Genomic DNA, 24061 nt, shown 5'->3' with positions numbered 1-24061 from the left:
TTAATAATTATTGTGAGATTTTTTATATATTATAGTTATACAAATTAAAATTCATTCCATAAAATTCATATTAATTTACTAATAATAACCATAAAACCCTTTACACATAATAACAATTATCCTTTTATAATACATATATTAGCAAATACTCCTAAACTTCTACATTAAATTATTTAATTTATGTGTTTTTTCTGAAAAATACTTGATATTTTTGAGAAAACGTTTTAAACTAATTTTATAGAAAAACTAGTTAAATAAATAACTAGTTTTTCTAGTAATTTTTTTATAGGGGGATATAAAAATGAAATTTTTTAAAGCAATCTTTAAGTTTGTACCAATATTTGTATTGGCAGGACTTATGATGATGAAGGTAGACGTGCTGACAGCTGCTCCAATAGCAACTATATTTGCATGTGTTGTAGCCTACATCACAGAAAAAGTTAAATTCAATGATCTTATCGATGCAGCAATCGATAATGTAAAGGAACTTATTTTAGTATTTTTTATACTGATGTTTGCCTATGCAATGGCAAATTCTTTCATGTCAACAGGAGTTGGTGCTTCTATAGTTAATATGGCCCTATCTCTTGGATTAAATGCAAGAACCGTTGCTGTATGTGGATTCTTAGTAACTGCTATTCTATCAGTTGCTACTGGAACTTCTTGGGGAACATTTGCTGCATGTGCTCCTATTTTCTTATGGCTTAACCATATAGTTGGAGGAAATATTCTTCTTACTACAGCTTCAATAGCTGGTGGTGCTTGTTTCGGTGACAATATTGGTCTTATTTCTGATACAACAGTTGTAAGTTCTGGTATTCAAAAGGTTGAGGTTATTGATAGAATCAGAACTCAAGGAGTTTGGTCAGTAACATGTCTTATTATAACTGCAATCATTATATTTGTTGTTAGTTTAGCTATGAAACTACCTACAGATGTAGCTAATGCAAAATTAGCTATCGATGCTATTCCAGCAGAAGCATGGTCTGCTATCGAAGCTGAAAAACCAGCTGCTGTTGAACTTTTAAATCAAGTTAAACATGGAGTTCCTTTCTATATGGTAATTCCTCTTATACTTGTTATAGCTGCAGCTATCATGGGTGTACCTACTCTACTATGTTTATTCTTAGGAATCGCTTCTTCATTTATTTTTGGTTCTTTTGCAGGAACTGTAGAAAGCTTATCTTCTTTCTTAGGTTTAGTTGAAAGTGGATTTGGTGAGGCTGGTTCTTGGGTTATAGTAATGATGATGTGGGTTGGTGCCTTTGGTGGTGTAATGGCTAAAATGGATGCTTTTGCTCCGATATCAGCTCTTGTTATGAAAATATCTGGAAGTGTAAGACAATTAATGTTCTGGAATGGTGTTTTATGTATAGGTGGAAATGCCGCTCTAGCTGATGAAATGGCTCAAATAGTAACTATTGGACCTATCATTAAAGAATTAGTTGATAAAAATGTTGAAGGAAGTCCAGAAGATATGTATAAACTATATCTTAGAAATGCAACCTTCGGTGATGCTCTTGGAGTATTTGGATCTCAATTAATTCCTTGGCACGTATATATAGGATTCTATGTAGGAATTGCATCTTCAGTATATCCATTGCACAAATTTGCAGCATTGGATATAATTAGATTTAACTTTATGGCATTCGTAGCTGTAATTTCAATCCTATTACTTACTCTAACTGGATGGGATAGATTTATTCCTAAGTTCGGTTTACCAAGTGAACCAACTGTTAGACTTAAAAAAGGAAATAAAAATTTAAATGCTGATAGAAATACAGCAATATAAATAAATTAAAAAGATAACCTTATAAATCAAGGTTATCTTTTTTCATTTAATTATAAATTATAAATTATAAATTATAAATTATATATGTTTATAATCACAGATAGTTTATCTCTTATTACTTTTTCATCTCTTCTTCAAATATTTTATCATATTCTGCAACAACTTTATCAAATTCAGCTTCATCTTCAACCATTTCATATGAAGCTGTGGCACCTTCTCCAATCACCTTATATACATAAGCTTCATCTTCTTCGTCAAGTGGTGCTAAAATAACATAGTGCTCTCCATCTATAGTTAAATCTTCAACTATTTCTAATTCTACCTTTTCCATTGTTTCTGAGTCAGTAAGTGTTATTATATTCATATCTTCCATTTTCATGTCCTCCTAAATTCTTTCAAATAAATCTTATTTCATTATATAGCATATAAACCTATAAAACAATGCCATATTAAAAATATAAAACTTAATTATATTACTATCTAGTTTATACTATTTATTAGTAGACATGTATATATTATTTTTACACAAATTTTAAATATAAAATCTAGTATCTGGGTCTATTAGATTATCTTTTATTTCTACACCAAATAATCCATTTATTAAGGTAGCACTTTTAATATGGTGAGCATCCTGCACATCTCTATTTAAAATTTGTACTTGATCTATAGTACTCTTTTGTGATGGTTTAATTTGATTATTCATTTTATTTTTCTTTTTCGATTTACTCATGTTAATTCACCTTCCTTTCTTATATAATAAAAATTATTTAAGACAAAGGATGGTTAATCATTTTTTGTATTATAAGCAGATAAAACTTGATTGAACTCTTTACCTGCTCCTATAGAAGCATACTCAATCATACCATTTTCTCTACTTATAACCTTATATGCACAAGCTTCATCTGAATCCTTGGGACCTGCAATTACATACTCATTTTTTCCTACATTAACCACATCAATAAATTCTAATTCTACTATTCTTCCATCTTCCCCTGAAACTTTTATACATTTATTATTGCTCATCTTATAACCTCCAACTATTTTTAAATCTTTAGCAAAATATATAAATTTTAAGTTATACATTTTCAACTTTAAATTATTTTAAAAATATATTGCTTATTTATAAGATGTGCATAATACAAAAAATTATTTATGTTTTTAATTTTATTTTTTTAAGGTATCTAATCTATCCTTTATGCGTTTTTCATATCCCATTGATGTTGGAGTATAATATTCTTTATTAAGTAACTCTTTAGGCATATATTGTTGTCTAACATAATGATTTTCATATTCATGAGGATATTTGTACTTAGTTCCTTCATTTAATACCTGAGAACCGCCATAGTTACTGTCTCGAAGATGTAAAGGAACTCTACCTATCTCTTCCTTTTCAATGTCTTCAAGAGCTAAATTAATAGCATTATAAGCTGCATTACTTTTAGGTGCCCCTGCTAAATATATAACTGCCTGAGCTAAAGGTATTCTCGCTTCTGGCATTCCTATAAACTTTACTGCATTTAGAGCAGCATTAGCTATTAAAAGCGCATATGGATCTGCATTACCTATATCTTCTGATGCTGATATTACAAGTCTTCTAGCTATGAATTCAGGATCTTCGCCACCAGATAGCATTCGAGCAAGATAATGAACTGAAGCATCGGGATCACTTCCTCTAATGCTCTTTATAAAGGCAGATATTATATCATAATGATAATCTCCACTTTTATCATAAGTAACTTGTTTTTTTTGCATACATTCTTCTACTACATCTTGAGTTATATGTATTATACCATCTTCCCTTTTGTTAGTTGTCAATACAGCTAATTCTAAAGCATTTAATGCTCTTCTCCCATCACCACCAGCATTATTACATATAAACTCTTCTGCTTCTTTATATAACTTTATATTAATACTTCCATAGCCAAACTTTTTATCTTTAAGTGCTCTATTTAATAATGACACTATATTTTCCTTTGATAAAAGCTCTAATTTAAAAATCATCGATCTAGATAAAAGTGCTTTATTAACTTCGAAAAAAGGGTTTTCTGTAGTAGCACCAACTAAGGTTACTATTCCCTTTTCTACATGGGGTAATAAACTATCTTGTTGGGTTTTATTAAACCTATGTATTTCGTCTATGAAAAGTATAGTTTTCTTTCCACTCATAGAAATTTCTCTCGTTGCTTCATCTATTACAATCTTTATATCTTTAATGCCAGAAGTTACAGCATTTAGCTCTACATAGTTACACTTAGTAGTTTTAGCAATAATTTTTGCCAGACTGGTTTTTCCAACTCCAGGAGGTCCATAAAATATTAAAGATGTAATTCTATCTCCTTTAATGCTTCTGTATAATAGTTTATCCTTAGCTAATATATGATCTTGCCCTACAAATTCATCTAAATTGCTAGGTTTAAGTCTTTGAGCTAACGGTTCATTACTATTTAAATCTGTATTTTTTTCTTTTGTTTCTTCTAAATCAAATAATGAGATATTATATTCTCTTTCCATTTACATCATCCTTCAATAAATACTTATTATGTCATTTAAAGCTAAATTTCATTTTATAATATATTAAATATAACATAAAGCCTTCCAGAATAAAATCTTTAACTCTGGAAGGCTATTATCTCTGTTAAAAGTCATTAAGGTAATAATCTGCATATTTGATATAGTAATCTAATATTATAATTAATTAAGAAAATTAATAAACATTATACTAAATTATTAATTATAGTAAGTTTTTACTTTTCTTTTCATTGTAATCATCTAAACACTTTTTAACCCCTGCAGATAACGCTAAAAGGGCAAGTAAGTTAGGGAATACCATTAATCCATTAAAAGTATCTGCAAGTTCCCAAACTAAATCAACTTTCATACCAGCTCCTAAAAATATAAATATCATAACTAATATTCTATAAGGAGTTATTCCTTTATCACCAAACAAGAATTTTATATTAGCTTCCCCAAAGAAATACCATCCTATAATTGTAGAAAATGCAAAGAAGAATAAAGCTACTGAAATAAATATTCCTCCAAATTCTCCACCCATACCATTAGCAAAAGCAGTTTGTGTTAATATGATTCCTGTTTCTCCACTATCCAAAGCTCCAGTAGTCAATATTACAAGAGCTGTTAAAGTTAATATAATGAAAGTATCTATAAATACTCCCATCATAGCAACTAACCCTTGCTCTGATGGATGATTAACCTTTGCTACTGCATGAGCATGTGGGGTTGAACCCATACCTGCTTCATTTGAAAACAATCCTCTAGCAACTCCATATCTAACCGCTTGTCTAATCGTTACTCCTACAACTCCTCCAGCTATAGCTTGAGGTTTAAATGCTCCAACTACAATCATTTTTAAAGCAGGTAATATATTTGCATAGTTCATTACTATTATAAATAAACTACCTATAATATATAATAGTGCCATTACTGGAACAACCTTTTCTGTAAAGGATGCTATACGAGAAACCCCTCCTATGAAAATTATACCAGCTAGTATAGCAACTACCACACCCACTATTCTAGGATCAATGCTAAAGGATTTTGAAAAAGCACTTCCTATGGAGTTTGCTTGTACCATATTTCCAATAAAACCAAGAGCAAGTATAATAGTTATTGCGAAAAATATAGATAGCACCTTTGCTATATTTTTATTCTTTAAACCATTTTTAATGTAATAAGCTGGACCACCAGTAACTTGTCCATTTACTACAGTCTTGTATTGCTGAGCTAAAGTTGCTTCAGCGAATATAGTTCCCATTCCAAAGAAGGCACTAATCCACATCCAAAAAATCGCCCCAGGTCCCCCCATCGCAATAGCTGTAGCTGCTCCTGCTAAATTTCCTGTACCTACTTGTGCAGCTATTGAAGTAGCTAAAGCTTGAAATGAAGACATTCCATCTGCTCCTGCTTTTTTTCCAAATTTTATTTTACCAAAAACAAGTTTAAAGCTTTCACCAAATTTTACAACTTGAACAAACTTTAATTTAAATGTAAAATAAATTCCTGTTCCACATAGTAAAAAAATCAATACATAGTTCCAAATAACTCCGTTGATACCCTTAACTATCTCTAGTAAATTATCCATAATATCCTCCCCATGATGTTACAGTTTACTACCTTATATTCATTGTAAGTTTATTTTGTGAATTTTTCAACAATTTCGAACAACCTTGTATATTGGAATATGTAATGATACTATTTGATATTTAAATAGATAATATTTAAATTATTATATAATCTTATAAAACATTAAAAATAAATAAAAAACAATGAAAAGCATTATGATCCTTCCCATTGTTTTGTTGGTGCAGATGGCGGGATTTGAACCCGCACGAGAATTCTCTCACTACCCCCTCAAGATAGCGTGTCTGCCGTTCCACCACATCTGCATACTAATATAATTTTACTTAATTATTATATCATCATCTATTACTAGATTCAACAACTAAAACCAACTTAATTTAAAGCAATTTAATAAATAAACCCAAATCAATTTATAATAAATTAATTTGGGCTTACTACTATAATTATTGCAATATGTGTTTTACTCTGCCTTTTGACCTAAATTGTATAGATATCTGTATATTCTATGATTAAATTTAACCTTTTGAACATAACTTTTTGTTTCCTTAAATGGAATTTTATGAAGGTTTTCTCCATCGCTAGAATATTTCTCATCCTCAAGCCACTTAGTAACATTTCCAGGACCACCATTGTAAGCCGCTAATACAAGAATATAGTCACCGTTAAAATCCTCACTCAATTTTTTCAAATACCAAGTTCCCATTCTTATATTCATCTCAGGATCTGCTATTATTTCTTCATTAAAGTTACTTAATTCTAGTTTTTCTGCAATCCACTTTCCCGTATCTGGCATTATCTGCATTAATCCTATTGCTCCCTTTGATGAACTTGCATCTACTACAAATTTACTTTCTGTATTAATTACTGCTGCTACTAAATTAGGATCTACATTGTACATCTCACTATATTCAATAATACTTTTCTCATACTCTAATGGAAAAAAGCTTTTTAGTATAACTTTAAAATTAATAATAATAATTACAGCTATAACTATTATCAATATACTCTTTCTGGTCCTTCTATTAGATTTATAAGTCATTTTTCCCCCTAATCTATTTAAGCTTGCTTATTACTTTCATCACTTCAATCCTAGTTTCTTGCAGATTTCCACTATTATCAATGATAAAGTCTGCAAACTTACATTTTTCTTTTGTACTCATTTGATTATTTATTCTTATAGTTGCTTCTTCCATTGAAAAATTATCTCGTCTCATAACTCTCTCTAACTGTATTTCTTCACTGGCAATAACAACTATTATCTTATCCATATAAGTATGAAGTTTACTTTCTATTAATGTAGGTGCATCTACTATGCACATTTCTTCCCCTATATCATTATATTTATTTATTTCACTAAATATATCATGAAAAATATGAGGTATTATTATATTTTCATATTGAGCTTTTTTACTTTTATCAGAAAATATTAGATTTCCCATTTTACGCCTTAGAAACTCACCATTTTCATTAAAATATTCATCACCAAAAGCTCTTCTTATTTCTAATAAAATATTAGGATGATTCACAAGTACTTTTCTAGAAATTTCATCTGCATCAATAACAGGAATATTACTTTCCCTAAAAATCCTACTTATGGTACTCTTTCCACATCCAATGCCCCCTGTTAAACCTACTCTTAATATATTATTTTGCTTCATACCAAGTGTCTCCTATAGAAATATCTACATCTAGGGGAACTTTAAGATCTAGTACATTCTCCATTTTCTTCTTAACTATATCCTTTACTAAATCAAGTTCATCCTTATATACATTAAGTATAAGTTCATCATGAACTTGTAAAATTAATCTACTCCTAAGTTGTTTTGCTTTAAGCTCATTAGCAACATTCACCATGGCAATCTTTATAATATCTGCTGCACTACCCTGAATAGGTGCATTCATAGCTAATCTTTTTCCTAAAGCCTTTACAATTTTGTTAGAAGATTTTACCTCTGGAATATATCTTTTTCTATGAAGAAGTGTTGTTACATAAGAATTTTCTTCAGCTTCTTCAATTACTCTATCCATATACTTTTGTACATTCCCATATCTCTCAAGGTATGTATCAATATACTTTTTAGCCTCTCCTCGTGTTATTCCTAAATCTTGAGCCAAGCTGAAATCACCTATTCCGTAAACAATTCCAAAGTTAACAGCCTTTGCATTACTTCTCATTGTCTTAGTTACATTTTCAATTGGAACATTGAATACTTCTGATGCTGTAGAAGTATGGATATCTAAACTATTTCTAAAAGCTTTTATCATATTTTCATCTTCAGAAATATGTGCAAGAACTCTAAGTTCAATTTGTGAATAATCCGCTGACAAAATTACTGAATCTTCATTGTGTGGTATGAAAACCTTTCTTATTGATCTTCCATTCTCATTTTTGATTGGTATATTCTGAAGATTAGGTTCTGTACTAGATAATCTGCCAGTAGTAGTTACAGTTTGAGTAAAGTTGGAATGTATCCTTCCATCTTCATCTATTACATTTTTAAGTCCCTCTATATAGGTAGAGTATAGTTTTGTAATTTGTCTAAAATATAAGATTTTATTTATTATCTCATGTTTATCCTTTAAAGCATCCAATACTTCCGCATTGGTGGAATAACCTGTTTTAGTTTTCTTTATTACTGGTAAGTCTAGTTTTTCAAATAATATTTTCCCAAGTTGCTTAGGAGAATTTATGTTAAATTTTTCCCCTGCCAAATGGTATACTTCTTTTGTAAGAGTATCAATCTCTCCACTAAATTTAGTTCCTAGATTCTCCAATTCTTTTCTATTGATATTAAACCCTTCATATTCCATATATGATATAACCTTAGTAAGAGGTTGCTCTACTTTAAACAGTAGTTCTTCCATATCTTCTTTTTTAATTTTCTCTTTTAAGATTGTATATATTTTCTCAAGAGCTACAATTTCATTGGCTTTAAGAGAATCTTCATCTCCATCAAATGTCTTTCCTAGCCTTTCTTCATAAAGTGTTTTTATGGAGTACTCTGATTTTGATGAATCTAATAAGTAAGCTGCTATTTCCACATCAAAATTTATTAAGTCTAAATCAATACCAAGCTTTAAAAAGGCAGTATATCCATATTTAATACCATGGGTAATTTTTTCAAGGCTAGAATTATGAAAAATTATCTTCATAGCCTTTATAAATCCTTCCCTATCTTCTTCTAGCAATTTATCACAATAAAGTAGATACACCTGACCTTCTGACAATATGCCCATGGTCTTCACCATAGTTTTGGCAAAATTACTTGTATCCTCTACATATAACTTTACAAAAACCCTACTTTTTATATTAGGTATAATATCATTCAAATCTTTAATTTCACTAATAACTTTGTAATCAACAACTTCTAATCTTTGATTTTCTGGAGTTTCAGAACTATCTTGTGAAAGATTTTCAAATTTATTAAGAAGAGATTTAAATTGCAATCTTAGACACATATCTCTAACTTCACTATTATTAAAGTTTCCTTTAGTTTTTAACTGTTCCATAGGTATTTCTACAGGAACTTTAGTAATAATTGTAGCTAACTTCTTACTAAAAATTGCTTGTTCACTATACTCTTGAAGAGACTCTTTAAGTTTTTTACCACTAATATTAGATATATTCATCAAAACATCTTCTATGCTGCCGTATTCCTTAATTAACTTAAATGCAGTCTTCTCTCCTATCCCCGGAACTCCTGGAATATTGTCTGATTTATCTCCCATAAGTCCCTTTACATCTATATATTGAGTAGGTGTTACCCCAAAATCTTCAATAAATCTTTCTTTATTATATATCTCTTTTTCTGTAATTCCTTTTTTATTTATAACTACATTAACGTTATCTGTGGCTAGTTGAAGAGCATCTTTATCTCCTGTTACCACATAAACTTCCATACCTACTTCTTCTGCTAAAACAGATATAGTACCTATTAAGTCATCTGCTTCATATCCCTCTAACTCAAATACGCTTATTCCCATCTTGGATAATATTTCTCTTATTATAGGAAATTGCATGGAAAGCTCTTGAGGTGTTTTCTTTCTTCCTGCTTTATAATCTTCATATTCCTTATGTCTAAATGTGTTAGAAGATTTGTCAAAGGCAACTACAATATAATCTGGATTTATATCTTCTTTAATTTTAAGAAGCATATTTAAAAACCCATATACTCCATTAGTATAAATACCTTCTTTAGTTGTAAGTTCTGGTATAGCATAAAATGCTCTATATAATAAGCTATTTCCATCTAAAACAGCTAAGCTTTCTCTATTAATTTTAATCACATCCATTCAAATTATTTAATTACTTTTATTGAATTCCTACATTTTTCTTATTATCCCCTATATTATTCTTTACTTTTTGGGGACTAAAGTCAAGTAAATAAACATGATTCTTTTGATAAATGATTATAACATTACTTCATGGTATTAACAACAAAACTAGTAATTTAAAAATATGAATTTTCATTCATATATATTATAAGTATAATGTAAATTTTATTTAATAGAATAAAATTTAATAAACCTTCTAAGATATANNTATATCTTAGAAGGTTTATTAACTGCAAAAATATAATTCTAAACACCACTAAATATTTATATAAACAAATAAATAATAACCGGTAAAAAAATTGCTGGCACATAGTTCATAACTTTAAATTTTGATACCTTCATCATATTTAATGCTAAAGCAATAATTAAAAGTGATCCAACACAAGTCATCTCTGCAACTACTACTTCCCCTAGATAAGGCGAAATAAACTGAGCTAATAAAGTTAAAGTTCCTTGATATATAAATATAAATATGCTTGAAAATATTACACCCACACCAAGAGAAGATGCAAATATAATTGCTGCTACAAAGTCTAAAATGGATTTTGTAAAGAGAATTTCATTATTTCCAGTTAATCCACTTTGTAAAGATCCAACTACTGCCATAGCTCCTACACAGAATAATAAACTAGCAGTCACTAATCCCTCTGCAATAGATGTATTTTTATCCTTAGATTTAAATTTTCTTTCTATAAAATTACCAAAACTATTAAGTTTATCATCTAAATCAACTGCTTCACCAATGATAGCTCCAAGGACTATAGAAATAATTAAAATAATAGTGTTTTTTCCCTTTAAGACTCCACTAATACCAATATATAATGTACTTAAAGCTAAACCTTTCATTACGGTATCACTTATTTTTTCAGGAAGTCCTCTCTTTAATAATATACCTATAGCCCCTCCAATTATTACAGCTACAGCATTAACTATAGTTCCTAACATTGTTTTTCCCCTTCTAAAATATGCTTAAGTCTAATTCGTGGGATAATTTTTCTAGAATCTTGATTCCACCTATGCTATTTCCCTGAGCATCAAGAGCAGGACCTACAACTCCAATTCCCATCCTTCTAGGTACTGCAGCCATTATTCCTCCACCTACTCCACTCTTTGCTGGAATTCCTATATGTACAGCAAACTTTCCAGATGCATCATACATACCACAAGTAACCATTATGGTTTTAACTATTCTACATGCCTCTCTGGATATAACTCTTTCATTATTTATAAGAACTCCATCATTGGCAAGCATAGCTCCTATCCTAGCTATATCTTTGCAAGTTATCTCCATAGAACAAGCTTTAAAGTAGACATCTAAAATTTCCTCTACATCCCCTTCTATTATGCCATTACCCTTCATGTAATAAGCTAATGCTCTGTTTCTATTTCCTGTTTTCTTTTCACTCTCATACACATTGTAATTTATACCTATCTCATCATTTCCAGTTATTTTTCTAGTAAAGTTAAGTATTCTGTTTATTTTTTCATCAGCTGTTTCTCCATTAATTAAAGACACTGTTGCAATTGCTCCTGCGTTTATCATAGGATTCAATGGTTGTTTTTGTTCATGCGTTTCCAAGTTAGTTATAGAATTAAATCCTGACTCTGTAGGCTCCATCCCCACTTTAGTGAAAACGTATTCTGTACCATTATCTAGGATTGCTAACATTAGAGTTATTACTTTAGACATACTTTGTATTGTGAATTTAATATCCCAATCACCTGCAAAATATTCTTCACCACCTAAATTGGTAACCCAAATACCTAAAGCTTCAGGATTCGCTTTTGCTAGTTCTGGTATATATGAAGCCACTTCACCTTTACTTGTCCATTTTCTACAATCTTCAATTATATTTTCCAAGATCCTCTTCATTATCATGTCTCCCCTCTGATTTAATTCCTTACAGTTTTATTATATTAATCAAATACCTATTTTTCAATACTTAAGTATTAACTTCTACACTATCCTTATCTAAGATAAAAATACTATTGTAATCCTTAGGAAATTATGATAAAATACTAAATGTACTAGCCGGTGTGATGGAATTGGCAGACGTGCGGGACTCAAAATCCCGTGGTGGCAACACCGTACCGGTTCGACCCCGGTCACCGGCACCAAATAATTTTATAAAAGTGCTAAAACCCTTGATATTTCAAGGGTTTTTTATTTTTCATTTTACTTAAAATTTAGCTATCTACCCCAACTGTTACCCCAACTAGTGTAAAATTAATTCGTCTGTGCATAAATAAAAAGCATCTACTAAAATAAATAGTAGATGCTTTTTAGTACTTTATTATTCCGTATCTAAATAATTACTAACTAATTCAATATGATGCATAATTGCGAGTTTTTTAGCTATACCTAAACCAGGATAACTCCTATTGTTATACATCTCCATGAACTTTTTCATACCATAAGTTTTAAGTTGCTTTTTATCTTGCCATTTTGCAAGCTTAGTTAATGCTTCATAAAACTTCTTAGCAGGGTTACTTATATCCTCATTGGAATCAGATACAAAGTGCTTAATACGTAAATTTTTATCCTTATCAAAATATACAATATGAATTGCTACTGCATATGGAGCAAATCCTGATTCTGAAAAGTCTTCGCCGATTACAGAATAATCTGAAAACCCTATATATCCTTCTTCCTTATAGTCTAAATGGTCATCAGAAAAAAATTCATCATCTTTATCAATATAATCGGCATTTCTATCTTGTTTATTAAACTTATCCTCTAAAATAACTCTATTGTCTTTAAATGTTTTTTTCAAAGAGCGTACATCAGGCATTAATATAAATTGTGGTTTTTTATCTTCAATATCCGACGTGTAGAAATTAAAGTCATCTCTTTCTTTTCCTATTATTGATAACTCTTGTGTATTAATACCTTCACTAAATAATTCATCAATTTCAAACTTTGAATCTTTATTAAGTATATGACTTTTATATACTAAATCATCCTTTAGAATATTCATGTAGTTATTTTTTATATCATCTTTTTCTTCGTCTTCAAGATCATCATAGAAACTTCCCACTTTTGGGTTGTGTATTATAGCTAAATTCATTTTGTTTTCTAAATATAATTCAACTGTTTTTATTAACGTTGAAGATAGTTTAATTGGCTCTACAATAGGAATTATATTTTTACCTATCAATTTATTTTCTACTAACTCCCTTAATGCTAGCAATTCATATTGTCTACCTCTCAAATACGGAAAATACATAACTTAACCCCCAAACTTATTTTTTAAAAAATCATTTAATTTTATATAATCACCTTTCTTAAAATTAGAAAAGTAAATTAAAAACTTCAATTCATATGGAACATAATGTTTATATTCTTCAATCTCTATTTTATTTCTTTGTTTCAACTCTTTAATCATATATTGATATGCTGATTCAATATCAATTTTTTGGAATAACTCAAAACATTCATCATAATAAAATACTTGATCAACTATAGGCAACACCCCAAATTGCTGCAGTAGTATATTCTCAAATTCTCGTTTCCTTAAAATTTTAAACATTGTCTTATGATTTAATTTTGAATTATCTTCTATAGGTTCTCGTCTTGTACTTAGGGTATTCTTATCTGTTAATATACATATACCCACATTACTATTTTTTAATATATCACTTAGTTTCTTATAATTAGATTCACATGTAACAACACATACATTATTAAAAGCCTTATAATAGTCATTAAGTTGACTACCTAATCTATCAAATGTATCTAATTCTGTTTTTATTTCATAAACTATTGCCTTACCATTAATTAGAACAAAATCAGCCTTTGACTTATTTATTGGTATCTCTGTTAATGCTGTAGTTGTTTTAAGACTATGTCTTCCAAGCAAAAGTTTATTCAAAAGAGTGTTTTTATAAAAATATTCATTTCTATATGTTTTAGTAATAACCTTATAAATTTCTCTTATTAAAAGTTCATTATACTTTGAATCTGAATCATTTACATATTGCTTTATTATGCTTGTATAAACATCACTTCTATTTTTCTCTATTAAATTTTTAAAAGTACTTTTAGTAAATAATTTATTAAGTATTAGATTATTACATTCACCCATATCCTACACCTCTGATTAGTATATACTCTTGTCGGTATATATCTTAACACATATAGGAAACTATTTAAATAAGTTTACTTTCCATTATTAATATTTTATATTCCACATGAAACCACAAATTCCTTCTTTTACCTACAAAAATACACCCATATTTCTACAGATGTATCTTTATATTTATTCTATAATTTATATGTTTCATTCCTAAAATACCTATTCATAAAGTCCATCTTCTTCTCTACACTTCTATAACTCAACTCTTCATACCCTATTAACTCTCTGGCATGCTCTTTCCCTTTAACTCTATACCAGGTACTATGTCTTATATTTCTTAATGATTTTCTTTCAATCTGCCTAACTCTTTCTGAGGTAATACCATAAATACATGATAGCTCTTGTAAAGTTAAAATCTTTGTATCCCAACCATATCTAAATTTTAATATATCCCTTTCTCTTAGTGTAAGCTTATCCCCCATAACTCCCTCTAGCTCTTCTCTAAGTTGCTTAAGGTATATCTTATATTCTATATCCTCAAAGCTATTATCATCAGCTTGTACAGTATCTAAAAGCTCCATATCTTCATCTTCACCCACTAAAGTATTTAAACTTTTAGTAGTATTATAAAACTTATTATTTTTTATCTCTTTGGAGCTATGTCCATTAACACAAAAATATATCTGCCTATTTATGTGATTTACTGCATAAGTAATAAATTGAGCCTTTTTATCATTATTAAAATCATAATTCTTAGCTGCATTTATTAAGCCTATAACTCCACTATTGAATAAATCATCAAATTCAAGTCTAGAATTCACTCTTATGTACTTGTTAGCTATTTTCTTTATGATCCCCTCATTATTCTTCAGGAGCCCATCAATAGCCTGTCTATTTCCTTCTTGATATAGTTTAACTAGTTCCTCGTTATTCAAGTACATCAACCACCTTCTTTTATAGCCTTACTATTCTACTATATTAATTTTATACCTTAGCATTTCTTAGCTATACACACGTGCGAATGTTGGGTTTTGCTAGGTTTTTAGATATTATTATTTTCTTCTTAGTTTCATTCATGGGGGTATACCCCTCCTTTCAAACATAGTAATATCAACAGCTAAGTTATATTCTCAATGTATAAAAAGTGAGGATTTAAACAAACAAACCCCACTTTCATATTTAGTTTATTATTCTTTTCTGAAATTACTTCTTATCTATTCCATTTATTTTTATAAGTACCATTCTAACCACTCCTATACTGTTTTAATTATCATGCTATTACCTAACCTTTGGTTTTCTTTAGCAGCATATGGATTAATAACTCTAGCAAAGGTTGTACCATCTATTTGAAGAATAATATCACCATTATTTGAATTACTATTTGAAGAGCCTCCACTAAATTGCATAGCTGATAATACTGCGTTAGCTACCATACTCCCTATTTCATCTTTCCATCCTGTATTATTTTCTAATGGAACAACTGCTTCACGACCTGCTTCACCAACCATAGCTAAAGTTGGACTATCTATTACCCCACCTTTAGCAAGGTAAGGTACACTTCCTATTTCAGATATATTAAATCCCCATTTTTGTCCACCTATAATTGGAACCCAATTAGGTACATCCCACTTCAATTTATTAATTCCTCTGATAGCCACATTAATGGCGCTAATCATTCCGTTTATGAGTCCTATTATCATGTTTATTGGTGACTTTGCAATACCTACAAATGTATCCCAAATACCTTTAAATATTTGTTTTACACCTGTCCATGCTTTTGACCAATTCCCTGTAAACACTCCAGATACAAAGTTAACTATACCTGTAAATACTTGCTTTATTCCATTCCATATTTGCCTTACAGAGGCAAAGAATCCATTTAATATATGTCCTAATACTCCAAAACCTTTAGACCAGTCTGCTGTAAATATATAATTTAAGAAATTATCAAAGGCTTTTAAAATTCCTGTTATAATATCCCATACACCACTAAATATTTGTTTAATACCATCCCAGGCCCTACTCCAATCTCCTGTAAATACCCCGACAATAAAGTCTATAACTCCACTTAATATTTTTTTCACGCCATCCCAAATATCTTTAATAAGTTTTAAAAATACATTTAAGACTTCACCTAAAACTCCGAAACTTTTACTCCAATCAGTTGTGAATACCTTTGTTAGCCAATCACTAAATTGCTTAAGTTTATGCTGTATCCAAGTCCACACTTCTCCACATTTTTCTTTAATCCAATCCCAGTTCTTATATAGAAGTACTCCTATTGCAATAATTGCACCTATAGCCAATATTGCTATACCTATAGGAGATGTCAGAAATCCTATTACCACCCCTAATCCACCAGTAGCAATAGTTGCTATCCCAGATACTAAATTCCAAGCCTTTAATGCTAGAGTAACTATTCCCCAAGCTAATGCAAAACTTCTTATTACTAATATTAAATTTTCTATGAGTGGCATATTCTCACTTATCCACTGTCCTATTCTTGTAAGAACGTCAGCAAGTCCATTTAAAATATTAACAATTACTCCTCCAGTCCATGCCGCTATAGGTTGTAAGAAATTATCCCATAGCCATTTACCTACATTCATAAATACTTCAAGTAATGGGTTTAGTACTTTAAAGACACCAGCTAATAAATTAAAAAATGCTGGTAATAAATCTTCTATAGTCCATTTAGTAAGTGGTCCTAATATATTAGTCATAAACCATGATAAAATCCTACCTATATTCTCCACTATAGGAACTATAGATGCTTTTAAGTTTTCAAATGATTTCTTTAATGGTGTAAAATCTATTGTTGAAATAAATCCTTTTATCTTATCAACTAACCTTTTCATGGAGCTATCAACCGCAGAAGTATCAATACTTGGTGGTGTAAGTGTAGGAATGTCAGCTCCACCACCACCTCCCCCACTAGTTCCAGCATCATCCGCTCCATTATCCATATTTAAAGTATTTATCTCATCAAAACCAGCAAGACTCCCCTGTGCTTTCTTAGCTTGTTTACCAGCTTTTTCTGTAGTATCACCATAAGCTCCCATAGCTGCCTTTGCATTTATTAAACTTTGAGTAGCATTGTAACTTTGCTGATATGTTTTTCCAAATATTGCACTAATGAAACTAGCTATATATGTTGTAGCTGTTGCTAATGCACTCATTAAAGCATTTAATGCTGGTAATATGGCATTAAATATCGGGGTAAATGCTACGGATAAGTTAGTTTTTATTTGAGCTAAAGAATTTGCAAACTGTGCATTAGTCATAAGTGATTGACCTAATGATGTGGCCATTGCCATAATTCCTCTTTGAATTATAGGAAATATTACTCCCCATTTAATCATTGTTCCTAAGAACATGCTTAAACCACTATGGCTACTTCTAAAGCTATTTCCAGCTCTTTTAGTATTCTTTTCAAGGTTTTTCATAGAATTAGAAAATTTATTAGTTCCACCAGAGGCTTTACTAACATTGGCCCCTAATGCTGCATATTGTGCATCTAAATCTGACAATTCAAAACCTAATTTATCTGACTGTCCTATTAATTTATTAATAGCAGCCTCTGTTTTAAGCATCTGTTCCTCAATTTTATTCTTTCTACTTTGATTAAATGTCCTAGAATAGGATTCCCTTAATTGTGCCAGTTTAGATTGTTGCTGATCTATTCTTGCATTTACTGTGTCTAATGTAGCTGATACATTTTGTATTTTCGCCCCTAACATTTCACCATTCATTGGTGGCCCTCTATAGGATTTTGTACTTACTTGGTCTATTGCTTTAGGCTTTGATACTTCTACTCTAGGAAATTTAATTTTAGGCATTTTAACATTTTTCATAGCAGCAAATACTGAACTTAAAGTATTTTTAGTTGATTCTCTCATTCTGGTCAACATAGATCTAATAGAATTATTAACTGTATTTAAACTTTTCTTGGTACTCTTATCCATGCCTCCAAACGCTGCCTTAGTAGTTGCTTGTAATGAATTTCGTAAGTTATTACCTATAAGACTAGATACTGCACCAACTTGTTTTTTTAAATCACTTACCAGCTCTACATCTAATGTAATCTTACCTACACTATCACTCATATAATCCCTCCTCTGGAAAAATAATTACTAACTCATCATAAATCTTATATACGGAATTAACCTTTTTATATAAATTTGCTATAGGTGTCAGTTCTTTTATTGCTGTACTTAAATCATTCGTATATAACTTGTATTCCTCTGCTTTATTCTTAATAGATGCATCTATATAACATATATACCCTATTGAATTAGATTTAAATAATTCTATATATACACACCTTTTACCACGTACATAATATGGCCTTATTGGTTTTCTTATAATGAGCTTATTGATTAATCTATTTAGATTTTCTTTTATATCTACTCTAGGTAATATAATTGCATCTTCATTATTGTTCACATTATTTCATCCCCTTTACTTCAATATCTCATTTAACTTATTCAACATTAAAGCTAAGATCATCATTTATATTATCTATAGTTGAAATAATCCCCTCAATGGCCATACCTCTTCCTGTTAAGCCACTATATTCGCCTTCTGCAGTAATAAATGTATCAATATTTCGTTTAAATGATTCTTGTAACTTTATAACCTTTCCAGTTTTGTCTATCGGCACAATTGCGACCTTTTCCGGTTGTTCAGCTTTTGATAAAATACCTCTAAATCCATTTAAAGCTAAACTATCATCTTTAAATGGCTCCATAATACCCTTTATATCTTCTTCATTTAAAGAATCCATACTAAATTCAAGTATCTTCAAAGTATTTGCTAAAGTTTGCTGGTAAGTACTATCTGACATTCTTTCAAATGATTTTTCTTTTATTTTTGATTTATAATCAGTAATTCCCGAATCAATAAATTTTATAGCATTCTGTTTGAAAATGCTTGATTCGCCTCTAAATTTATCCATGATTGCAGCTATATACTTTTCTTTTCCTTCCACACTTAAATCATCATTTGATTTTATAGAACTAATCTCGTTATCATATTTTATACTTAGTTCCTTAAAACGCTCTATTAATGACTTTAGTTCACTTTTCTTACTCATAATTAATCTTCCCCTCTTACTTAATATTTTTATTGTGATACTGCTTTCTTTTCCCAGTATCTATCCTGGATTATCTTAATTCTTTCTTTGTTCTGCTTTCGATAATTTCGCATATACGCGTTTCTCTTCTCTTTAGCCTTATCGTTCATGTTTACCTTCCTTTCTTTTTAACAAAATAAAAAGCCATAGCTAATAAATCAGTTATCCTCTTTAGGACTTCCAAAATATTAACCATGGCTTTTATGCCTTCCCACTTATCAAGTGAGGGTATTTCTTATATTTATTTTTATGTTTATATTATATCATCTACTATGCTTAGAGTACAGTATTTTCAATGACTTATTTAGTTATTCTATATCAACATATATTCTATAAAGCTCACCAGTTTTATGAGGTTTACTGACTTTCTTTATATTATTATCATTGGAAAGCTGCTTAAGGATCCGTATCTTATCTTCTTCTTTTTTATAACTTAATTTAATCCTAACCATAAATATACTCCTTATAAGATGCTAACTGACATCACACCATCAATCTCTTTTATAAACTCTAAATTTGATACTCCAGCTTTAACACCTTCTTTAAAATAAAACCTACACATATTTACCCAATCAGCACTTACTGCTGCGTAGTAGTCATGTAATAACTTTTGATATTCCTTAGGTGTATTATCAAATAGCTCGTTAAATAGTCTTTCTGACTCTCCAGTAAGTTCTATCTGCTCTTTATCTGTATCAATAAAATTTCTTTCACCATTTTCTTGTATATGTTGAAACTCATTCTCTATAATATTCTCAGTCAATTTTTTAATATCTTTATATTCCATAATATAAAATCCCCTTTACTACTTGAATTTTTTCAGCTTTTGGGATACTCTAAAATTGCTATGTGCTAGAGTATCCTTTTGGAACTCTGTTGGTGGATGAGGTGCAACTTATCCACCTTTTATTTTTACCCTCATACGTGCGTGAATACTAACAATAACTAACATGTATATAATCGTTAACCTTAACTTTTCTTAACATAATCAACATGTATATAGTCGTTAACCTTGACATTTCTAAACATATTTGACGTTAACATTAGTTAACAATGATTGTTTTCATTAAGGTACTTATTAACCTTTTTACTTAACTTTCTTTCTAGTTTTCTTCTTTGTTTTCTACTCATAGGCTTATTATTTTGATTTATCATGCTATTCTCAGCTATAGCTTTTTTAGAGTAATGATATAGAGATGTTCCACTATTATTAGATGTTATCTTCATTTAAAACTCTCCTTTAAATCTAGAAATTTAGTTTGTTATTCAAGTAATTTATAAGTGCAACTATTTTTATAATCTGTTTTAGCCCTTTTAAATGTATCAATTGCATCGATATAAACGGAATCTAAATAGCAGTACAATGGTTGAAGAAATTCTAGTTCTACATTTTCTAGTATATATAAACCACTACCTAATCTATTGCTACAGCTCTTAACAATTCCTAAATACTGGAGTAAATTCCCAAGTCTATAATCATCATTTAATTTTAATAAAATAAACTCTCTTAGTTCAGCTTGTAAGTGCTCTGTAGATACTACAATATCTAACCTTCCATTTACTTCATTCAAATCTTGATAACTTTGTAAAATACCATTTCTATCAAAAGCTGTAATTTTTATATAATGGTTGACCTTCTCATCAAAGTCATTAATTAATATACCACTATTATATCCTTGCAAATCCAACTCATATGAGGCTGTTATCATTAAAATTTCCCCTTTCATTATTAAGATAACCAATTTCATAACCTATTTTTAATGGTAATAACCATGCTAAACCTTGATATTACTAAGATAACCTAATAACCAGTTTTTTTTTGACATACACAGATACCTTATAAATAAACTATACTTATATCACTTATATCACTTATATTCTTTATATAGTATATAAATATTTTTTTAGTTATTTGGTTACTATATATTATGAATGTAGTTATATCAACACTTTTAACAAGTTACTATTTCAGTTATATAAGGTTATTTATTATTTCTTTAGGTTACCTCCGCTTTCTCTAAAATGTTTTCAATATCAATTCCCTTTGCATTTAATATATCTATATCTAGTTTAAAACACTTTTTAACTTTTGTTTCTCCATCAACTCCTAAATCAAACTTTACAGCCACATTGTGATTAATATAATACTCTGACTTCTGTAACTGCTTTTGGAAGTCTTTCCATTCCAATAGTGGCCCTGGAATATTAAAATCTTTATGATATTTATAGAATTCCATATAAACACTTCTCATTTGAATTGCTAGTATTTCTTTTCCTGTAAAATCATCTTTCATTATTTTGGTATACTTTGTATCAAATTCACAATTTACTTTTTTAAACATATCATTTATATACTCTAAAGTTACATCTACTATAGATTTTGTGTAAATATTCCCGTCTAGATTTTCTTGTATTAAGTTCTCATTGATTGATTTAATTAAATTATCTTCTGATAGCCCTATTGATTCCTCAAAATTTAAGTTCATTTTCTCATACAGAAGTTTTAATATTTTCAACCCCATGAAAGTGTTAATTCCAGTATTTTTAATTCTATCAACCTTTATATTAGTACTTATATAACTACTACATTCTTCATAAAGTTGTTGTATCTCATCTAATGATATACTTAATCCTATTTCTAATAATCCTCTACCTAATTTTCTAAGTAAATCTCTATTATTCTTAAGTAAGGTATAAGACTTTGTCCTATCATCTTCTTTTGATTCTTTTTTAGAAAAAGTTAACAATAAACTTCTTTCTATAAGTGCAGTTTCGCTTGATGAGGATTCCCCACATAATATTATGGAACTCTTTAAATTACTACTATCTATTTCAAGCTTTTCATTTCCTCTTACACTATTATGCCAATCATAAGAATTTCTAAGTATGCTAGATATTAATCTAATTTGAGATTCTTTTATATATCCTGGTTTATATTCTTCTATTATTAATGGTATAGTATTGTTTGAACTGAGTAATTTTTCTAAGACAAACCTTGTACAACCATCTGCACTAATTACACTACTTTCTATACTTAATAATGGGATAATTATATTTTCTAGAGTTTCACTTTTACCCGCTCCAGCTTCACCAGATATAAATAGATGACTAAACTTAACATTTGAATTTTTTAACTTTTCTTTTATAAATAATGCAGAAATATATCCGATAATGCTGATAGTTATCTCTTTAGAGTTAAAATTTAATATATCTTTACTCAATACCTCTAGCTCTTCTCTAGTAATTTTATTTACTTGAGTTATACTTGAAGAAATAGAATTATCATTAAGTAGAATTATATCTTTACTCTCTAATCCATTTGAATCAATACACCCTTTATTATCTAAGAAGTACCATTTATCATTAAAACAATGTACTCCCCCAAAGCTAAAAGCATTTATCTTAATTTCTACTTTATTAAATAGCATTACTTTTATAGTCTTTAGATCTTGTGTATTACCTGTAAATTTAGTTCTAAAATCACAAGTAACTTTATCGAAAGTTTGAACATTATCAAAATCAGTAGCTTTATATTTTTTATTAATACAATGATTGCTATCAGTTATTAGCTTTACTTCTAATGTACTCATACCTGGATTATCAACACATTCTATATACCTTATAGGTACTAAAATAAAGTTAGATATAACAGATGTACCATTTTTAAGTTTCTTTACATAACAATTATCTTCTTCCCATATGTTAAACTTATTTTTTTCATTAAGCTCTATTAAAGATTCTTGATAACTTTTATCACATGATTTAATTGCCATTCCAATAGTATTCAAACTATAATCTTCCCTGTTCCATTTCTCTCTATATAAGTTACTCTCTCTAAATGCTCTGTCAATATTTATAGAATTCTTATCAAGCCAAAATGCTAGATAATTACAAAGTGCCTGGTCTGCTTCACTCTGACTCGGATATAAATTATCCCATTCACCATTGTAAAGTGCTTCAATTTTAAATCCATTTTTACTCTGAAAAGCTTTATCTAACGTTGTCTTTATCTCTTCATCTGAAAGCTCTGCACCTTCGTTATCAATATCTCCTAGAGTAACTTTTGTTGTAATTGCATATTTAGAGTATAGTTCGTCAATTAAAGATTGATTATGTGATATATTATTATTATTACTTATTTTTTTACCTGTAATAGTGAAATATCTCACAGTACTATACATTTCAATTTCTTTCTTTTTAATGGCTCGGTGTAGATTACCTTTTATAATAATGTGAATTCCTTTTCCACTTTGACTAATTTCAGCATAGCTATTGCAATTATTAATAATTTCTTCAATACTTTCATTTATCTTGCCATCTTCACTAATACATTCATCAAAGTCTATCCCAACATACTCATCATTATTTGATAATACAAACCCTATTCCGGAATAACTTCCTTTGTTAAATTGAGCTATCACATTGTCAAAGCTATTCCACTTTTTAGGTTCTTTAATGCTTGCTTTAGCTCCAGAAATTTGATACGGTACTTTAGTAAAACTCCCATCTTTTCTCTTCTTTAATCTCCATAATACCCATTGATTAAGATTTTTAAGTTCTTCTGGTATTTGATCTATATTAATTTCTGTCATATGTTATATCACCTACTAAAAACTTTCTTGAAGA

The 24061-nt window shown here is 29.4% G+C and carries 22 protein-coding genes and 2 tRNA genes; 2 read left to right on the top strand and 22 right to left on the bottom strand.

From position 1 onward, the window contains the following. Window positions 1–301: 301 nt before the first annotated feature. Window positions 302–1792: a Na+/H+ antiporter NhaC family protein gene (locus tag B3J31_RS15775; RefSeq protein WP_346868025.1), complete on the top strand. Its 1491-nt coding sequence runs from the start codon at window positions 302–304 to the stop codon at window positions 1790–1792. Between the two features lie 115 nt (window positions 1793–1907). On the opposite strand, the gene B3J31_RS15770 is transcribed toward B3J31_RS15775, so the two are convergent. The 11 genes from B3J31_RS15770 to glsA all read right to left on the bottom strand — a co-directional run bounded on the left by B3J31_RS15770 (window position 1908) and on the right by glsA (window position 12098). Then, window positions 1908–2165 (bottom strand): DUF1292 domain-containing protein, encoded by a 258-nt coding sequence (locus B3J31_RS15770; protein ID WP_150842386.1) that lies wholly within the window; start codon window positions 2163–2165, stop codon window positions 1908–1910. 159 nt (window positions 2166–2324) lie between these two features. Beyond that, the gene (locus tag B3J31_RS15765; protein ID WP_346868026.1) at window positions 2325–2522 is read right to left on the bottom strand and encodes a hypothetical protein; all 198 of its coding nucleotides are present in this window, start codon (window positions 2520–2522) and stop codon (window positions 2325–2327) included. Window positions 2523–2575: 53 nt separating this feature from the next. Continuing rightward, window positions 2576–2815 carry a DUF1292 domain-containing protein gene (locus B3J31_RS15760; protein ID WP_346868027.1) on the bottom strand — a complete coding sequence of 80 codons (240 nt, stop codon included), beginning with the start codon at window positions 2813–2815 and terminating at the stop codon, window positions 2576–2578. Between the two features lie 141 nt (window positions 2816–2956). Next, on the bottom strand, window positions 2957–4303 hold the full coding sequence (locus B3J31_RS15755) for a replication-associated recombination protein A (RefSeq protein ID WP_346868028.1): 1347 nt from the start codon (window positions 4301–4303) through the stop codon (window positions 2957–2959). Window positions 4304–4523: 220 nt separating this feature from the next. Then, on the bottom strand, window positions 4524–5891 hold the full coding sequence (locus B3J31_RS15750; RefSeq protein ID WP_150842382.1) for an amino acid carrier protein: 1368 nt from the start codon (window positions 5889–5891) through the stop codon (window positions 4524–4526). Window positions 5892–6109: 218 nt separating this feature from the next. Continuing rightward, window positions 6110–6195: transfer RNA gene (locus tag B3J31_RS15745), tRNA-Leu, on the bottom strand. A 155-nt stretch (window positions 6196–6350) separates the two neighbouring features. Beyond that, window positions 6351–6929, bottom strand: coding sequence for a transglycosylase SLT domain-containing protein (locus B3J31_RS15740; RefSeq protein WP_150842381.1), 579 nt, complete (start codon window positions 6927–6929; stop codon window positions 6351–6353). 13 nt (window positions 6930–6942) lie between these two features. Continuing rightward, complete coding sequence (gene coaE, locus B3J31_RS15735; protein ID WP_346868029.1) at window positions 6943–7548, bottom strand: dephospho-CoA kinase; 606 nt, start codon at window positions 7546–7548, stop codon at window positions 6943–6945. Then, the gene (gene polA, locus B3J31_RS15730) at window positions 7535–10168 is read right to left on the bottom strand and encodes a DNA polymerase I (protein ID WP_346868149.1); all 2634 of its coding nucleotides are present in this window, start codon (window positions 10166–10168) and stop codon (window positions 7535–7537) included. Before polA ends, coaE begins: the two co-directional genes overlap by 14 nt. A gap of 321 nt (window positions 10169–10489) precedes the next feature. After that, window positions 10490–11170, bottom strand: a complete 681-nt coding sequence (locus tag B3J31_RS15725; RefSeq protein ID WP_346868030.1) for a DUF554 domain-containing protein — start codon at window positions 11168–11170, stop codon at window positions 10490–10492. A gap of 13 nt (window positions 11171–11183) precedes the next feature. After that, window positions 11184–12098: a glutaminase A gene (gene glsA, locus B3J31_RS15720; RefSeq protein ID WP_035133689.1), complete on the bottom strand. Its 915-nt coding sequence runs from the start codon at window positions 12096–12098 to the stop codon at window positions 11184–11186. Window positions 12099–12256: 158 nt separating this feature from the next. On the opposite strand from glsA, the gene B3J31_RS15715 reads away from it, so the two are divergent. Further along, window positions 12257–12343 (top strand) — tRNA-Leu (locus tag B3J31_RS15715). Window positions 12344–12519: 176 nt separating this feature from the next. Here B3J31_RS15715 and B3J31_RS15710 read toward each other — a convergent pair. The 11 genes from B3J31_RS15710 to B3J31_RS15660 all read right to left on the bottom strand — a co-directional run bounded on the left by B3J31_RS15710 (window position 12520) and on the right by B3J31_RS15660 (window position 24027). Beyond that, window positions 12520–13452, bottom strand: coding sequence for a sce7725 family protein (locus tag B3J31_RS15710; protein ID WP_346868031.1), 933 nt, complete (start codon window positions 13450–13452; stop codon window positions 12520–12522). A gap of 3 nt (window positions 13453–13455) precedes the next feature. Beyond that, window positions 13456–14310: a sce7726 family protein gene (locus tag B3J31_RS15705; protein WP_346868032.1), complete on the bottom strand. Its 855-nt coding sequence runs from the start codon at window positions 14308–14310 to the stop codon at window positions 13456–13458. Between the two features lie 179 nt (window positions 14311–14489). After that, window positions 14490–15236, bottom strand: coding sequence for a sigma-70 family RNA polymerase sigma factor (locus tag B3J31_RS15700; RefSeq protein ID WP_346868033.1), 747 nt, complete (start codon window positions 15234–15236; stop codon window positions 14490–14492). Between the two features lie 318 nt (window positions 15237–15554). Then, complete coding sequence (locus B3J31_RS15695; RefSeq protein WP_346874194.1) at window positions 15555–18407, bottom strand: hypothetical protein; 2853 nt, start codon at window positions 18405–18407, stop codon at window positions 15555–15557. Further along, window positions 18400–18747, bottom strand: a complete 348-nt coding sequence (locus B3J31_RS15690; RefSeq protein WP_346867352.1) for a hypothetical protein — start codon at window positions 18745–18747, stop codon at window positions 18400–18402. Before B3J31_RS15690 ends, B3J31_RS15695 begins: the two co-directional genes overlap by 8 nt. Window positions 18748–18784: 37 nt before the next feature. After that, window positions 18785–19396 carry a hypothetical protein gene (locus tag B3J31_RS15685; protein WP_346867353.1) on the bottom strand — a complete coding sequence of 204 codons (612 nt, stop codon included), beginning with the start codon at window positions 19394–19396 and terminating at the stop codon, window positions 18785–18787. 347 nt (window positions 19397–19743) lie between these two features. Further along, window positions 19744–19887, bottom strand: coding sequence for a hypothetical protein (locus B3J31_RS15680; RefSeq protein WP_346867354.1), 144 nt, complete (start codon window positions 19885–19887; stop codon window positions 19744–19746). An 11-nt stretch (window positions 19888–19898) separates the two neighbouring features. Further along, window positions 19899–20222: a hypothetical protein gene (locus B3J31_RS15675; protein ID WP_346867355.1), complete on the bottom strand. Its 324-nt coding sequence runs from the start codon at window positions 20220–20222 to the stop codon at window positions 19899–19901. Window positions 20223–20482: 260 nt separating this feature from the next. Continuing rightward, window positions 20483–20662: a hypothetical protein gene (locus tag B3J31_RS15670; RefSeq protein ID WP_346867356.1), complete on the bottom strand. Its 180-nt coding sequence runs from the start codon at window positions 20660–20662 to the stop codon at window positions 20483–20485. A 35-nt stretch (window positions 20663–20697) separates the two neighbouring features. Next, on the bottom strand, window positions 20698–21144 hold the full coding sequence (locus B3J31_RS15665; protein ID WP_346867357.1) for a hypothetical protein: 447 nt from the start codon (window positions 21142–21144) through the stop codon (window positions 20698–20700). A gap of 288 nt (window positions 21145–21432) precedes the next feature. Beyond that, window positions 21433–24027, bottom strand: coding sequence for a hypothetical protein (locus B3J31_RS15660; protein WP_346874193.1), 2595 nt, complete (start codon window positions 24025–24027; stop codon window positions 21433–21435). Window positions 24028–24061 lie beyond the last annotated feature (34 nt).

Source organism: Clostridium sp. UBA5988, assembly GCF_002435615.1.
Taxonomy (GTDB): Bacteria; Bacillota; Clostridia; order Clostridiales; family Clostridiaceae; genus Clostridium_J; species Clostridium_J sulfidigenes.
The sequence above is the reverse complement of the archived record's forward strand: the minus strand, read 5'-3'. Positions and strand labels throughout refer to the sequence as shown.